The sequence below is a fragment of the Reichenbachiella carrageenanivorans genome (genome assembly GCF_025639805.1).
GTDB lineage: Bacteria > Bacteroidota > Bacteroidia > Cytophagales > Cyclobacteriaceae > Reichenbachiella > Reichenbachiella carrageenanivorans.
Map to the genome: position 1 here is coordinate 2810338 of NZ_CP106735.1, position 15757 is coordinate 2826094.

Here is a 15757-nt window from a genome sequence, read left to right on the forward strand (position 1 = left end):
AATCTTTCATAGCTGTTGAATTATTGAAAGACAAATATAGAAACAAATCAATAATTAATTGTACTTATCTATTAATTCCTTGTTAAGAAATCAAGAGGGTTATACAAAATAGGCGAGTATAAGGGTGATGACAAAACTAGAAAGACCAAGTAAAGTGGTCATGAGTGTCCATGATTTGAAGGTTTGCTTTACAGTCAAACCTAGGTAGCGATTGATGAGCCAAAATCCGCTGTCATTGACGTGAGACAGGACAGTAGCTCCAGAAGCAATGGCGATGACGAGCAAGGACAGTTGTGCAGCAGACAAATTTGCCGAGGCGATCAGCGCGGAGGTCATGCCTGCCGAGGTGATCATAGCTACAGTGGCCGAACCTTGTACTACACGCATGAGCGCCGCCATCACAAAAGCAAAGATAAAAGGGGAGGATAGATTGTCGGCAAAGGCATTTGCGAGCATTTGGCCTGCGCCAGTATCCATCAGTATCTGTTTGAACACGCCGCCAGCACCAGTGAGCAAAATAATGATACCTGCAGGTGCGAGCGATTGGGTACTCATTTTCAATAATTGTTCTTTAGAAAATCCCTTTTTGATCCCCATAAAATACCAAGCGAGCAAATTAGCAATGATGAGCGCCATGAACGGGTGTCCAAAAAATGCTAGCCAATTTATGAGTACCCCGACCTTTAGCCAGGTTTTAGAAATGGTATTTAATACAATTAAAAGAATAGGGGTAGCGATAATAGCCAGTACGATGGCAAGGTTAGGATTTTTGCTTGTTTCTTTAGGCTCTTCGTCGAGTGGCGGAGCAGCGATAAAAGTGATTTTTGCCAGTCGTTTGGCCAGCATAGGCCCACTGACGATCACAGCAGGTATGCCTACGATAAATCCAAACAGAATGACTAAGCCCAAATCTGCCCCCAAGATGTCTGCTACCGCAACAGGGCCTGGTGTAGGCGGAATGAAGCTATGTGTAGCTGCCAGCCCTGCCAATAACGGAATAGCAAATAGAAACAAAGATTGACCAGAGCGACGCTGTAGAGAGTAGATCAAAGGTACCAAAATGATAAAGGCTACATCGAAGAATACAGGTATGGCTACCACAAAACCCGTGAGGGTCATGGCCCAGGGTGCTTTTTTCTCTCCCATTTTATCTAGAAAGAAATTAGCCAAAGCTCCAGCTGCTCCTGAGTGTTCCAAGATGGCACCGAATATAGCACCTAGCCCAACTACAGTAGCCACAAACCCGAGGGTATTGCCCATGCCTGTTTTCATGGCATCCATGATAGTGCTGGGGGCCATGCCTGCTATGAGTCCTACTGAAATACTGGCGATCAACAAGGCTAAAAAGGCTTGGATTTGGAAGTATAGAATGAGAATAAGTAGAACACCTATTCCGCCAAGGACTGATAATATGAGCTGTACATCTATCATATCCACTCAGTATGTTTTGCTCAAGGGTTGATTGCTTAGAGACCTGACGATAGACGGATGGAAGTGTAACTGGTGCGTTTCTTTGAGCGCAGAGCAGGCTCGCTCACTTCTGCTTTGGTTTTGCCAATTTTGAAAAGGAATATTTAGCTTTGTAGCTAGTAATACCCCAACAGTGAACCTTCCTACTCCCGATACACTCACTACTATTATCATGAACTAAAGTTGCTAAATCTAGCATGGATCGTACCCTGCTAATTATTTCAAAGAAGCAGGTCAAATATATCAGTAGGGGAAAACGAGATCTACTCGTTGTATAGCAAAGGAGTCCTAAAAAGGCTTTTGGAAATTAATTATCAATAAAAAAACGACAATGAAAGGAAGGAATAAAATACTAACAGCATTGCTGTTTTCTCTTGTCACCGTGATTTTTGTGCGGTGCACCGAAGAGGAGCCAATAGACGAAACACTTTTGAGTGAGCTCAATATTTTCGTGCAAGCAGTAGCCTCACAAGATGGAGCCGAAGGAGGGAAGTCTGTGAAATTCGATATTACCTTGGTAGACGATAGTGAAAAGTCTGTGATTAACGAAACGGGAACTACACTATCTGCTACGGCTACTTTTTCGGGTACAGCCACCGCTGATGATTTTAGTAGTGAATTTATCGAAACAGTGAGCATTGCTGATGGAGCATCTAGTACCACAGTAGAGCTTGAAGTCTTGGATGATTCGATTGAGGAAGGTGAAGAGACTATCACACTGACATTGAGTGCAGCCAGTCTCGGTACCATCGAAATTGCTAGTGCTACAGCCAAAGTCATGGACAATGATGGCGACGAAGAAGAGGAAGAAGAGGAAAACCCTACTTCTACGGTTGCTGACATCAGTATATTGGCGAGTAAATTCTACCACTCCGATGGGGTGACCGTAACCTTCGACGACACATGGGTGACGATTACATCTAAAGATTTGCCAGATCACAAAAGCATGTATTATAGCGCGAATGATCCGTTATACGAGGATTATAGCGAGCCTAATAATCAAGATTTCAAAAAGAACCCTGGATCGATAGGTGAGCAAAATCTAGTCTTCAAATTGCCAAGATATCCCGCAGAAGCTTCTTCACATGCTGCTACCCCTATGGGACCGATGGGTGTTACCATCAATAGCGTAGCACTGTTCAATCAAAATGCAGCTGGCGACGACGATATTTTTGAAGAACTAAATACATTCGACCAGTACGAAGGGCACCCAGCGGGTACTACCTATCACTACCATACAGAGCCTGTCTGGTTGACTCAACACAGAACGGGAGCCGACAATGAAGCTTTCATTGGGTTCTTATTGGATGGTTTTCCAGTGTATGGCACACATGAAAATGGGGTTGAGGTGTTTTCCAAGGATGATGGCGGAATTCTGGATGATTATCACGGTCACTTTGGCGCGACTGATGATTTTCCAAATGGGATCTATCACTATCACATTACTGTGGATTATCCATGGATCAACGAAGATGGTTTTTATGGTACAGCAGGCACCGTGTCTAAATAAAATGAGATACTGTTGGTTACTGATAGTGGCTTTAGGCCTTTGGGCTTGTGATTGGTCTTCTTACGATCAATCACAAGCCAGATTGGCTTACGTGATTACTGATGAGGAGCTATTCGAAGACGATGTGCGGCTATCTAGATCGGTAGATGGCTATACCTATCTGGATAGTGTGCGCTATACAGGATATCTGATTTCTTATTATCCAGACGCTAGACTCAAATCCAAGAAGGGATATTATGACGGGAAACTAGAGGGAGATTATATAACTTATTACCCCAGTGGGGAGGTGTATAGCCAGCGTCCTTATCATAAGGGTGAAAAACACGGAGAGCATTTGGGGTATTTTGAAGATGGTGGCCTCAAGTTTCAATATCAGTTTGTGGATGGCCTAGGTGAAGGCACGCATAAGGAATGGTACGAATCGGGTGAACCCAAACTAGAAATGAACTACGTAAAGGGGCACGAGTTGGGCGCTCAGAAGTACTGGCGACCAGATGGTAAGCTGCGTTCCAATTACGTGGTAAGGGAAAATGGACGTAGATACGGTATGCTTGGTTTGAAAAGGTGTGCCAAAATAGACAGTGAAACTGGGGACATAGATCCCTACAAAGGAACGATACAATGAAAAATCATATGTGGGCTTGTGCCATGGTTTTGACCATATTGGGCTGTAGCCAACCTCAAAAAAAGCGAATGAACGACGAACTGGTCTTGCCATACTATAGCGAAGCCACATTTACCCCAGAGTGGATAACTGTAGACGATCCGAGATATAAGACCATTCATCAGGTAGAGGACTTTGCCTTTGTCAATCAAGTTGGAGACACACTGAGCAATGAGTATTTTGATGGGAAAATCTATGTGACCAATTTTTTCTTCACCATTTGCCCGAATGTGTGTCCTCGCATGACCAAAAACCTGAAAAAGATACAGGCTGAGTTTGCCTCAGATCAAGAGGTGAAAATCCTATCGCATACCGTCATGCCTTGGGTGGATTCGGTCGGTCGGTTGGCCGAGTATGCCAGCCTAAATGACATCGACAGCCAGCAATGGCAACTGGTGACGGGCGACAAAAAAGACCTCTATCATATGGCTCGCGAGGCCTACTTTGCCGACGAAGGTTTCGGTAAGACTGTGACAGTAGAAGAGGACTTCCTCCATACCGAAAACATTATTCTAATAGATACCCAAAGACGCATCCGTGGGGTTTACAACGGCACCCTGCCCTTAGAAATGAAAAGACTAATAGAGGATATATATACGCTCAAGAAGGAAGTGTAGTGCGGTTGTGACCTGTCGTTATCTTGCTGTCAGTGTGTATAAGGGCTATATTTAAACTAACTTAAGCAAGCACTAAATCCAGTCAATTATCCTTTCTTTGCCGTCAGGCCGATGAGAATATATTCAAACAGATTTTTCTTAAGATTTTTGCTGCTAGTGGGGCTGTCGTTGTCTTCCTTTCAGATTTGTGAAGGGCAGCCAGACCAGTCGGAGAAGCTCTTGGGACAGTTGCGTCATTTAAGAAATGCTTCTTGCCAAATCGTGATCAATGAATCGGTCGTATGCTCGGGTGTATTGATGAATACTACCGGCGATTTTCAGGCCAATTATATCCTGTCCTCAGCGCACTGTATCCCAGATACCTCCCAGATTCATTCGATTTCATTGACTTTCGGAGGACATCCCCCTTTGGTGAGCGAAGATTTTAAAGGAGCAAGATGGTCCACTTCATTTGGCGTAGATATTTTATCCATTGATTATCAGCAGGATTATGTTTTATATGAGTTGTCTGAGATTATACCCGCACATGTTTCGCCATATTATTTGGGCTGGGACACTCAAGTTTCTAAACCAGCTTTTGGAACCACCTATCATTACAGCGACATCAATACCCAGCAATTCGCCTTGAAGCGTACCTCCATTGAAGTATCTAGTTTTTCATTTCCTTCAGGTTATAAACCTGAACTTGAAACCATTTCTAATGGATTTTGGAAAGTGCCAAACTGGACATGGGGGGGCACTTCGGTTGGGGCTTCGGGTGCTGGTTTGATAGACCAGAGCGAAAACTATTTGGGTGGGTTGACAGGCAGTACCGAATCTTCCGATGGCACGGTATCCGATTATTTTTATCGATTCGATTTGGCTTATGCCGCTACGGAAGTATCAAACGGGTTGCAGAGTTTTCTTGACCCAACGAATAGGGGAGAAGTATCAGGAGCGTACTTTCATGACGTCTACAAATCTAGTGTTTTCAATACTTTCGATACGCTGCTTTCGACCGAAAACATTTCGTTATCCAATACCGTGGAAGTTGCGATTGATTTAGACGAGCCAACAAAAATCCGCGGGATTTATATGGTGCTAGGAGAGATCAATGTGGGCTTGGGTAGCGACCTCACCATAGAGGTGTTTGACAATGACGTGTCGATATATACTAAAACCATCTCATGGTCTTCGTTTACCGAAAATGCTGAAAACTACATAGATTTTAATGTTAGTATCTCAATAAGTAATATTCTTAAAGTACAATTTTCATCCAGTAGTGATGACCAGCTAGAACAAGCCGAAGTCCTTGTAGTTGATCATGAAAATCCTGCGATTGATTTCTCTACACTTGGTCATTCGAATGGTGCAATGCAACAGACTGGTCTACCTATGATTTCGTTCCTTTCAGATCGGGATTTTTATAGTAACGATCTTACGTTAGACCTTACATTTTTCCCCAATCCGTCAAATGATTGCGTTTTTATATCACCCGCAAGTGATTTTGAATCTATCGTTTTTTATGACCTCAAGGGTCGTCAAATCTATCCGTCGATGCAGACGCGATACGATGAGGTTATTGTAGATATATCCACGTGGCCAGTTGGAGTATATTTGGTTCAAATAATTAATAGGACGGGAAGGGTCATTCGTCGAAAAATTATAAAAGAGTAAGTCTGTTTTGATAGATTCGCATGTTTTTATAAGAAAAAAACAATTTAAAAAAAAACCTTAATAAATATCTCAAAACAGTAAAACAATGAAAAATTGGTTAGTGCTTATAATTTTAAGCGTATTTGTCTTCAGTTGTGCAGAGCAAACTGATGAAACTGAAATTTTAGAATCCACATTAAAAAGAATGCCTTTCAATGAAAGAGTGTTTTTATTGAATTCAGTGAGTAACGAATCTAGAATTTATGAATTGGACTATGATTTTCAAGGACTAGGCGAAACAGCCGTTCTTACCAGATTAGAAACGGACGTAGCCATCCCAAATGGAGGACATATGACCATGTCTCCAGACAACGAATGGCTGACTGTAGTGGTCGCATCTATCAGCAAGATTTTTTTAGTGAATGTAAACTCCGGAGCTGTAAGAGAGCTTGGGCTTTACAACTACAACCCTGACGGTATGCACTATGATGAGCATTACAACAACAAGGTATTTACTGGACAAATCACACAAGTAGATGTGGATCAAGAAGGCTATCTTTTTATCGCAGGAAAATCAGGATTTTTCAAAGTGGTAGCCGACAATGGAAATGGCAAAGTAGACCCTTCTTTTGTAAATGAAGGTGGTGACATTTGGAATGACACAGATCCTTCACTTTGTCAATCTGCCAATGCTCACTTAGGCGAGTGTGGAGCCGTTTGGGTGCATGCAGTGCCTTTTACATTCTCAGGCGAAAATTATGTGGAGTCTACCGAGGATGGCGAAGAGTATTTTGAAGATTTAACTGCTTTCAATCCTAAGAAAGTGAAATTTCTTGGAGGTGATATCTTGTTTACACAAAACAGTGACGAAACTGACGGATTTGAGCAGCAGAGATTACTTTCTTTTTCTCAATGGCAAGGAAACACTGCGATCGCTCTAGACTTAAATTGGGATTGGGACAACCACGTGATCTCTTTTAACGCCAGCAAAGTGTTTGGAGGATCAGGTTCTAAGTTTCATAAAAACAAAACGGAAAGAGTAACTGGCGCCGCCTTGACAGGTGACAATTATGTATTGACCTCTCATCATAAGAGAAACTATCTGAACCTTTGGAACCTAAAGGGTGATTTGATCCAAAAGGTATCTTTCTCTATCAATGATGCATCTGCCAACGATTTGTTTAAAGATAAAAAGTCTGTACACTTCTGGGGAGATATGGCATCTACCCAATCTTTTGATCTGAATTCTGAAAACCCTGAAGGGGTGAATTCTAGAGAAATTAATGGTGAGTACTACAGCCAATGGTACAGGGGCATGAATGCCAATCATCAATATGCCGAGATCAAACTATACAGACCGGGTATGGGAGTAGATCAATACGACCTAGAAGACCTTTCTGAAGACAATTACAATGTATCTAAGGAATCTAGACGAAACTCTGCCAATGCAGATTTGATCGACCACAAGAAAAATGCGACCAAATTTGTTTCTTTAGGAAAGAATGGCGGATATGTGCTGATGAGATTTCCAGAGGCAGTTACTGTGACGGATCATACCACGCTTCAAGTGGTTGAAACTTCTTGGAACAGAAAAGCTCAGTACGAGACGCTTGCAAGCGCGTTTGCTGCATACGGAGAGAAAGCGACGGTACATGTATTGGTAGGCGAGACCCCTCGATACTACAGCAATGGGTTGGAGAATAACGCAAACTGGGTACAGGTAGGATTGGCTTCTATTGCCAACAACGAATTCAGCCTGGAGGCTTTGGCTGGTGAGCAAATCCAGTGGATCAAAATCACGGATGATTATTCTAAAACTCCTGATGGTTTTGATGTGAATTTCGTGTCTATCTACGACGGGGAATAATCCTCAGTACATTGGTAAAAAACGAAAGGCTGTCTCTTTATTGAGACAGCCTTTTCTATTTTGTTTTGAAAATAAAATTTCAAGCTTTTTTGCTTCCTTTTTTGGCAATGAAAAAAAAGAAAGAGCCTGTTCGGGTTGAGGACAAAGCACCCAAGCCAACCACAGATTAAGCTTTTAACCCAAAGTATGCAGGTTAAACTTAGATGCTCGGCGCATTACTTGATATATCTATAATCATGTCCATCCTTGAGTTGTACCAGATATTGGTAGATCAGCTCGATCACATGATTGATGTCGTCGTAGTGAGCGGTTTCTACCGTCGTGTGCATATACTTCAGTGGTAGAGAGATCAGCGCCGACGCCACACCCTCATTTGAGTAAGCAAAAGCATCGGTATCTGTACCCGTTACGCGCGAAGCCGCAGCACGCTGGTAGGGAATTTTGTTTTTTTCCGCCGTTTGGATAATGTCCGCAATCAAGTTGTTTTGTACCGCTGGCCCAAAAGTCAATACAGGCCCTTTGCCCGCTTTTTGATCTCCGCTGATCTTCTTGTCGTACATCGGTGAGTGTGTATCGTGACACACATCGGTGACTACTGCCACATTGGGCTTGATCCGAGCCGCCATCATTTCAGCACCTCGTAGCCCTATTTCTTCCTGTACCGCATTCACGATATACAGTCCAAAAGGGAGCTTCACTTTGTTTTCTTGTAGCTTTCGGGCTACTTCGGCGATCATAAATCCGCCAATGCGGTTGTCCAACGCACGCCCACATACGAACTTTTTATTCAAGTCCATCAGTTCGTCGTCGAAAGTGATCACACAGCCTACTTTCACGCCCAGTTCTTCCGCTTCCTTCTTGGATTCGCAGCCCACATCGATAAAGATGTTGTCCATCGCTGGCGCTTTCTCATTGTTGTCTTTGCGCACATGGATGGCAGGCCAGCCAAAGACTCCTTTTACGATCCCCTTTTCGGTAAATATATTGACGCGCTTGGATGGGGCAATCTGGTGATCGGAACCGCCATTTCGTACGACATAGATATAGCCATTGTCGTCTATATAATTGACAAACCAAGAGATCTCATCCGCATGGGCTTCGATCACTACTTTGTACGCCGCTTTAGGGTTGATGACAGCGGCTACCGAGCCGTAGGTGTCTGTAATGTATTCGTCGGTATATGGCTTCACATAGTCCAACCATATTTTTTGTCCTGATGATTCAAATCCCGTCGGAGAGGCGTTGTTCAGGTATTCGTATAAAAATTTCTCGCTTTTTTTATTCATGTCTTACAATGGGATATTTCCGTGTTTTTTTCTGGGCATGTGGCCTACTTTGTTTTCTAGCATGTTGAAGGCAGCCAGTAGTTTGGTTCGTGTGTTGTGCGGGAGGATCACTTCGTCTACGAATCCACGCGCAGCGGCGATGTATGGATTGGCAAATTTTTCAGTGTACTCGTCTACTTTTTCGTCTAGTTTGGCTTGCGGGTCACTGGCAGCTGAGATCTCATTTTTGAAAATGATCTCGGCTGCACCTTTGGCACCCATTACTGCTATTTCGGCAGTAGGCCAGGCGTAGTTCATATCTGCTCCGATGTGCTTGGAGTTCATTACGTCATAGGCTCCTCCATACGCTTTTCGCGTAATGACTGTAATCCTAGGGACAGTAGCCTCGCTGAAGGCGTAGAGCAGCTTGGCACCATTCATAATGATGGCATTCCACTCCTGATCGGTGCCTGGCAAGAAGCCTGGCACATCTTCGAGTACGAGTAGTGGGATGTTGAAGCAATCACAAAATCGCACAAAACGAGCGCCTTTAACGCTGGCGTCATTGTCCAATACGCCAGCCATACTTGCGGGCTGATTGGCCACGATGCCGATGCTACGACCACCGAGTCTGGCAAATCCCACAATAATATTTTCCGCATAGTTTTTATGCACTTCGAAGAAATCCCCACCATCCACAATGTTTTCGATCACCTCCTTCATGTCGTAGGGCTGGTTGGGGTTGGTCGGTACGATCTCGTCTAGCTGCTTGCGTACCTCGTCGCCCATTTCGTAGGGGAGTTTGGCAGGCGTCTCTTCACAATTTTGAGGGATAAAACTCAGCAGTCTTTTTAGGTTTTGTATGCATTCTACCTCATTGGCACAGGAGAAGTGTGTAACCCCGCTCTTGGTGCTATGTGTGCTGGCACCGCCCAGTTCTTCGGCAGTTACGTCTTCTTGGGTCACGGTTTTTACTACGTTTGGCCCCGTCACAAACATGTATGAGGTGTTTTCTACCATCATGATAAAATCGGTGATGGCAGGGGAGTAGACAGCGCCTCCGGCACAAGGTCCCATGATGGCAGATAGCTGAGGTACTACGCCAGAGGCCAGCGTATTTCTGTAGAAGATATCGGCATAGCCACCAAGAGAGACTACGCCTTCTTGAATTCTGGCTCCGCCAGAGTCGTTGAGGCCGATGATAGGAGCGCCATTTTGCATGGCTAGATCCATTATTTTCACAATTTTTTCTGCGTAGGTCTCAGATAGTGATCCGCCCCATACCGTAAAATCTTGACTGAATACATAGACCAGCCGTCCGCTGATTTGCCCATAACCAGTCACTACTCCGTCTCCCAAAATTTTTTGTTTGTCTAGTCCAAAGTCTGTCGCTCGATGCGTCACGAACTTGCCGATTTCCTCAAAAGTACCTTCATCTATAAGTAGGGCTATTCGTTCTCTGGCGGTAAGCTTTCCTTTCTTATGTTGAGATTCGATGCGCTTTTCTCCACCACCCAAAAGGGCTTCTTGATTGAGTTTTTTGAGTTGCTGGATTTTTTCTTCTGATGATTTGAAATTCATTTCGACTTGGGTTAATTGTTCTACTCAAATATAGGGACTTGCTCAAATAAGACCCTAGAAATTCAGTGCACATTTAAAGTGCCAGCGTTTTAAGGGTTCTCAAAGGTAGAGGTGCTCGAAATATCTACCATTATTCAAAACAACCCTTGGGGCATTTGTCATATATTGGGTGATTAAAATGTGTTTGTATTGTCTAGGGTTTGGGGAGTAATTTGGGTTGTCATATTTATTCATAAATTAGCGGAATTTTAAAATTTGGCATGAGAGTAGGAATAATAGACATCGGTACCAACACTTTTCATTTGCTCATTGCAGATCGAGCACGCGACATGAAAATCCTTCATAAAGAGAAAGTAGCTGTGAGGCTAGGCAAAGGAGGGATCAGCAACAACATCATACAGCCTGATGCGATGCAACGTGCGATAGTAACGCTCTTGGATTTTAAACAAAAAATGCAAAATGAGGTGGTAGACGAAGTGTTTGTGTCGGCCACTAGTGCGGTGCGAAATGCCAGTAATCAACAACTATTTGTAGACTTAGTAAAAGAAAAAGTAGGCTTGGAGATATGTGTGTTGTCTGGCGAAGAAGAAGCCTCTCTCATTCACCAAGGTGTAAGCCAATACATAGATTTTGGCGAAGAGACGGGGCTGATCATGGATATAGGAGGAGGAAGCATCGAGTTTATCTTGGCCAACAAGGACGAAGTGAAGTGGCTTAAAAGCTATGAGCTAGGAGGGCAACGCTTGATCGATCAGTTTCACCATACTGACCCTATTTCTCTCGACGAAAAAAATAGGCTGGCGTCCTTTCTTCAAGAAAATCTAACGGAAGTGATGGCCATGTGCAAGCAGTATGAGGCGGCTTATCTGGTGGGGTCTTCAGGCTCATTCGATACCTTGTGGGATATTCATGCGAGGCGGCCAGATGCCTTGCCTATGCAGCGCCCCATTCTGTATCAAGATTATTTTGAGGAGATATACGAAGAGCTGATTAGCAAAAATAAAGAACAGCGACTACAGATCCCTGGCATGATCCCCATGCGAGTAGAAATGATTGTATCTGCTTCGGTGGCAATCAAGGTAATCATGGATGGGTGTGGGTTTGACCAGATAAAAGTCTCTCCATTTGCCTTGAAAGAAGGTCTGCTGTATCACGGTTTGCCTGTAAGGTAGCCGATCCTTAGTGAGGAAGGTAGTCTGTGAAGTTGGGGATTACTATATCGATAATTGATGTCCAATTTAAAAACTATCCTTTTTATCAAGAAAAAGGATGAGCCTCCATGGCTTTAATGGTGGTAGTCAATATTAGTTAAACTGAATGTATATTCAGATGTCTCCCAGATACGGAGTGATCTTTAGTGCGAAACTTAGTCTCCTCTCAATCTATTTTTTTGGGTATAAAAAAAGCACTTCTCCGTCAAGAAGAAGTGCTAAAGTTGTTGTGTGTTTGATTTGTATTATTTTGTTAGTGCCTCATGGTAGCCAGCCGAAAAACAGGAATTAACTTCCCAATTTCAGACTGGCTAATCCTTTTAGAACTGCTCTTAATACTTCTCTATTTTATGAGAAAGCAACGCTTTATCTGTTTGGATTCTCATGATATAAATGCCTGCTTGATAAGCGGATAAATCAATACTCATCTCTTGAGCCTGACCTGCTTTTTCTAACAAGATTTTTCCAGAAAAATCCAAAAGACGGATCGATTGAATATTGCTGCTCAAACCATTTACAGTGATTAGACTGTTTGTAGGGTTTGGATATACAGAAATACTTCTCTCTAGATCGTCTACAGAAGTGACGTTGTCGTTTACATCCTTCACGCTTATCGTGAGGGTCTGTACGTCTGATAGACTGCCATCTCCATTGTCGGTGGCAGATACCTCTACTACATATTGGTTGTCGGCATTGGCGTCCGCAGGTGCTTCAAAATCCGGAGCAGCCTTGAAAGTCAATACACCAGTACTGGCATCGATGCTAAACAGCGCTTTGTCGGCTCCATTGGAGATCGAGTAGGCGATGGCATCTCCATCCTTATCGGTAGCAGTGACTGTGGTCACGGCGGTCTGATTTTCATCTACACTTACCGCAGCAGCATCTCCACCGCCATTGCTGGTGATGACAGGCTTGCTATTGGTCGTGTTTTTGTAGAATGAGATGCCATTTTCGTATGTACCAACAAATACATCCATATCGCCATCTCCGTCGATATCGACAGCGGCGGGGGTACTATACACTCCTAGAATCTCCCCGTCGAAAGGATTGGCACTGCCAGTCTGCTTTTCAAAAGCAGGCGCAGAAGCAGATCCTGTGTTGATATAGTAATGGATCGTACCATATTTACTACCAACTAGCAAATCTAGATCTCCATCCATATCAAAATCCTCCAAGGCAGGTTTCGAGTATCTAATTGATTCCGATTCTCCGCCTTCATCCAATTGTCTGAAATCACCACCTTGGTATCCTCCTATGCCATCGAATGGATTGTTTGCTCCAGTGAGCTGGCTAAAGGCCGGAGCAGAGACGCTGCCTGTATTCTCGAAGTAATAAAGAGGACCTTGAGATGAACCGACCAGCAAATCCAAATCACCATCTGCATCCAGGTCTTTCAACTGTGGTGCCGAACGGGATACAGAAAAGCCCTCTTGAATTCTTCCTGGTATTAATTCACCACCTTCTTCATTGCCTAAATTGCCAAATGGATTGTCTTCGTCAGTTTGCTCAATAAATGCCGGAGCAGAAGCTGTCCCAGTATTTTCGAAATAGTAAATATTTCCTCCACTTGAGCCGACTATGGCATCCATATCACCATCGCCATCCATATCAACAAATATAGGGTTGCTCTTACTTATATGGGTGAGACCTGGTTCCTCTACTGGACCCTCTATTAGGGTTCTATAGTTTTCCCCCTCATCTTCTGGATATCCTCCACTACCTCTAATCAATTCATGGAATGGGTTTGAAGTCTCTGTTTGCTCGCTAAAGGCGGCCGTGGCAGTAGTTCCCGTGTTTTTGTAGAAGCTAATGCCATCATAGGCAGTACCTACAAAAGCATCCATATCACCATCGCCGTCGATATCTACAAAAGTAGGGACGCTATATTCAACTTCGTTACTTACAAGATCCAATGGATTGAGGGGGTTGGGTGCTGGCTTGCCATTGTCGAAAGCAGGCGCTGAGGCTGTGCCAGTGTTTTTAAAGTAATGAAAACTGCCGTAACCCTCTCCAACCAACAGATCCATGTCTCCATCGTTGTCCAAATCGGCCGCTGTGGTAAAACTATAATCGTCAACTTCAATACCATCGAAGGGGTTGTTGCTGTCTTTTAGCTTCACAAAGGCTGGAGCAGAAACGGTTCCTGTATTTCTGAAGTAGTGTATATAGCCATATTCATCTCCTGACACAGCATCCAAATCGCCATCGCCATCGAAGTCTCCAAACGTAGGAGACGATTTGTAATTCACTATTTGGTCATCTCCAAAAGGATTGTCCGCACCTGTTTGCTCGGTAAAAGCAGGATTAGAAGCGGAGCCTGTATTTTTATAATATAAGACGCTGCCATAACTAGTGCCTAGGAATACATCGAAATCCCCATCATCATCGATGTCGACCAATTCAGGGTTGACCCATTCATTAAAGTACTCAAAGCCAAATGGATTGCTTGATCCTGAAGTATGCTTCAGAAAACCTTCGTCTGTCTTCTCTAAATAAATGATATAACCATATCCGTCTCCTGCCAATGCATCTAGGTCGCCATCAGCATCTAAATCCGCCAAGGAGATACTGGAGTATTCCAGAACAGATATATCATCAAACGGATTAGCTTCATCAGTTTGTTCTTCGAAAGCTGGGTGAGTAGCCGTGCCCGTGTTTTTATAATATAAGATGTCGGAATTAATGCTGCCTGTGAGTACGTCCAAATCTCCGTCTCCATCAAAGTCTACAAAAGTAGGAGTAGCGTAGCGAGGGGCATGGAGGCCTGAAAACGGCGTCGTTCCAAAGTCAGGCTCAGAAGCCGTACCTTTGTTTTTGTAGTAAGTGAGATACCCATCATCGTCTCCGACCAAAAGGTCTAAATCGCCATCACCATCTAGGTCAGCGAATGCTGGGTGGCTTCTGTCGCCTCCCTCATTGTAGCCTATTAGGCTAAAAGGATTCGCTCTGTCTTCTAGTTCTATAAAATCAGGCGCAGAGGCTGAACCTGTATTTTTGAAAAATTGGATGTATTCCTCTTCATTTCCTGAGACCATATCGAAATCACCATCATTGTCGATGTCGACGAAGGTAGGTGTGGCATATCCGTCTACTATAGAATCAGAACCAAAAGGACTAGCACCTCCTGTTTGTGCTTCAAAAGCTGGTGCAGAGGCTGTGCCAGTGTTTTTGTAGTAATAGATATAGCCATAGTAATCACCGATGAACAGATCGAAATCGCCATCTGCGTCGATATCGACTAATGCAGGATTGGAATAATCATAATCTGTAGATATCCCATCAAACGGATTGTTTTCACCTGTCTGTTCTTCGAAAGCTGGGGCAGACGCTGTACCCGTATTTTTATAATAGAAAAGACCTCCATTCTCTTCACCCACCAAGGCATCAAGATCGCCGTCGGCATCTATGTCAGCAAAGGTGACATTGGAGTTGTATATATCATTTACCAAACCCAAAGGATTGTCTGCTCCAGTTCTTTTCTTAAAATGAGGTGCTGCAGCAGATCCTACGTTTTCGTAGTAATAAAAACCTACATAATATCCATATTCTTTGCCTACGAAGAGATCCATGTCTCCGTCGTTGTCGATGTCGACAAATGTGGGGGTAGCATCGTCATCTAGTTCAATGCCATCGAATAGTACTTCACTTCCAGGGAATACCTGCTTTTCGAAGGTAAGTGTCTGTGCTTGAGACAATGTAGCGGTGAGTGTGAGTGCCAGGGCTGTGCCTGCTACTTGCACACCTATACGCAGCAAGGCTCTTTCTAGCCTGTGATACACGTTTTGCAACTTGCTCGTCAGTCTTTTGACTTCCCTTTCGCAAGGGTTTTCGCTCGCCAGCAGCACCCGCATGCGGCGATAGAGGTTTCGGTACTTCCTAAATAATCGGTAGCGCACCGTGCCTCCTGAAAAACGTAGTTGTGGTTTTTTCATATGAT

Annotated in this window: 10 protein-coding genes; 6 read left to right on the forward strand and 4 right to left on the reverse strand. The window is 43.7% G+C overall.

The annotated features are described in order from the left end of the window. Nucleotides 1-99: 99 nt before the first annotated feature. A complete protein-coding gene (locus N7E81_RS11115) occupies nt 100-1431 on the reverse strand; it encodes a GntP family permease (protein ID WP_263053076.1) in 1332 nt (443 codons plus the stop codon). A 370-nt stretch (nt 1432-1801) separates the two neighbouring features. Between N7E81_RS11115 and N7E81_RS11120 the strand changes: the two genes are divergently transcribed. From N7E81_RS11120 to N7E81_RS11140, 5 genes are all read left to right on the forward strand, one after another. After that, on the forward strand, nt 1802-2980 hold the full coding sequence (locus tag N7E81_RS11120; RefSeq protein WP_263049663.1) for a YHYH protein: 1179 nt from the start codon (nt 1802-1804) through the stop codon (nt 2978-2980). 1 nt (nt 2981) lies between these two features. After that, the gene (locus N7E81_RS11125; RefSeq protein ID WP_263049664.1) at nt 2982-3605 is read left to right on the forward strand and encodes a toxin-antitoxin system YwqK family antitoxin; all 624 of its coding nucleotides are present in this window, start codon (nt 2982-2984) and stop codon (nt 3603-3605) included. Next, the gene (locus N7E81_RS11130) at nt 3602-4261 is read left to right on the forward strand and encodes an SCO family protein (RefSeq protein WP_263049665.1); all 660 of its coding nucleotides are present in this window, start codon (nt 3602-3604) and stop codon (nt 4259-4261) included. The genes N7E81_RS11125 and N7E81_RS11130 overlap by 4 nt, the downstream gene beginning before the upstream one ends. A gap of 111 nt (nt 4262-4372) precedes the next feature. Next, nucleotides 4373-5917: a T9SS type A sorting domain-containing protein gene (locus tag N7E81_RS11135; RefSeq protein WP_263049666.1), complete on the forward strand. Its 1545-nt coding sequence runs from the start codon at nt 4373-4375 to the stop codon at nt 5915-5917. An 85-nt stretch (nt 5918-6002) separates the two neighbouring features. Continuing rightward, nucleotides 6003-7763: a hypothetical protein gene (locus tag N7E81_RS11140; RefSeq protein WP_263049667.1), complete on the forward strand. Its 1761-nt coding sequence runs from the start codon at nt 6003-6005 to the stop codon at nt 7761-7763. Nucleotides 7764-7978: 215 nt separating this feature from the next. On the opposite strand, the gene N7E81_RS11145 is transcribed toward N7E81_RS11140, so the two are convergent. Both N7E81_RS11145 and N7E81_RS11150 read right to left on the reverse strand, forming a co-directional pair. Next, the gene (locus tag N7E81_RS11145; protein ID WP_263049668.1) at nt 7979-9049 is read right to left on the reverse strand and encodes a M42 family metallopeptidase; all 1071 of its coding nucleotides are present in this window, start codon (nt 9047-9049) and stop codon (nt 7979-7981) included. Between the two features lie 3 nt (nt 9050-9052). Further along, complete coding sequence (locus N7E81_RS11150; RefSeq protein ID WP_263049669.1) at nt 9053-10609, reverse strand: acyl-CoA carboxylase subunit beta; 1557 nt, start codon at nt 10607-10609, stop codon at nt 9053-9055. Nucleotides 10610-10869: 260 nt separating this feature from the next. Here N7E81_RS11150 and N7E81_RS11155 point away from each other — a divergent pair, with 260 nt between their 5' ends. After that, nucleotides 10870-11781, forward strand: coding sequence for a Ppx/GppA phosphatase family protein (locus tag N7E81_RS11155; RefSeq protein WP_263049670.1), 912 nt, complete (start codon nt 10870-10872; stop codon nt 11779-11781). A gap of 371 nt (nt 11782-12152) precedes the next feature. Here the strand turns inward: N7E81_RS11155 and N7E81_RS11160 are convergent, their stop codons facing one another. After that, nucleotides 12153-15752, reverse strand: a complete 3600-nt coding sequence (locus N7E81_RS11160) for an FG-GAP-like repeat-containing protein (protein ID WP_263049671.1) — start codon at nt 15750-15752, stop codon at nt 12153-12155. Nucleotides 15753-15757: the final 5 nt, after the last annotated feature.

Coding starts and splice junctions, on each gene's coding strand:
- N7E81_RS11115 (WP_263053076.1), bottom strand. CDS start 1,431: ATGATAGATGTACAGCTCATATTATCAGTCCTTGGCGGAATAGGTGTT.
- N7E81_RS11120 (WP_263049663.1), top strand. CDS start 1,802: ATGAAAGGAAGGAATAAAATACTAACAGCATTGCTGTTTTCTCTTGTC.
- N7E81_RS11125 (WP_263049664.1), top strand. CDS start 2,982: ATGAGATACTGTTGGTTACTGATAGTGGCTTTAGGCCTTTGGGCTTGT.
- N7E81_RS11130 (WP_263049665.1), top strand. CDS start 3,602: ATGAAAAATCATATGTGGGCTTGTGCCATGGTTTTGACCATATTGGGC.
- N7E81_RS11135 (WP_263049666.1), top strand. CDS start 4,373: ATGAGAATATATTCAAACAGATTTTTCTTAAGATTTTTGCTGCTAGTG.
- N7E81_RS11140 (WP_263049667.1), top strand. CDS start 6,003: ATGAAAAATTGGTTAGTGCTTATAATTTTAAGCGTATTTGTCTTCAGT.
- N7E81_RS11145 (WP_263049668.1), bottom strand. CDS start 9,049: ATGAATAAAAAAAGCGAGAAATTTTTATACGAATACCTGAACAACGCC.
- N7E81_RS11150 (WP_263049669.1), bottom strand. CDS start 10,609: ATGAATTTCAAATCATCAGAAGAAAAAATCCAGCAACTCAAAAAACTC.
- N7E81_RS11155 (WP_263049670.1), top strand. CDS start 10,870: ATGAGAGTAGGAATAATAGACATCGGTACCAACACTTTTCATTTGCTC.
- N7E81_RS11160 (WP_263049671.1), bottom strand. CDS start 15,752: ATGAAAAAACCACAACTACGTTTTTCAGGAGGCACGGTGCGCTACCGA.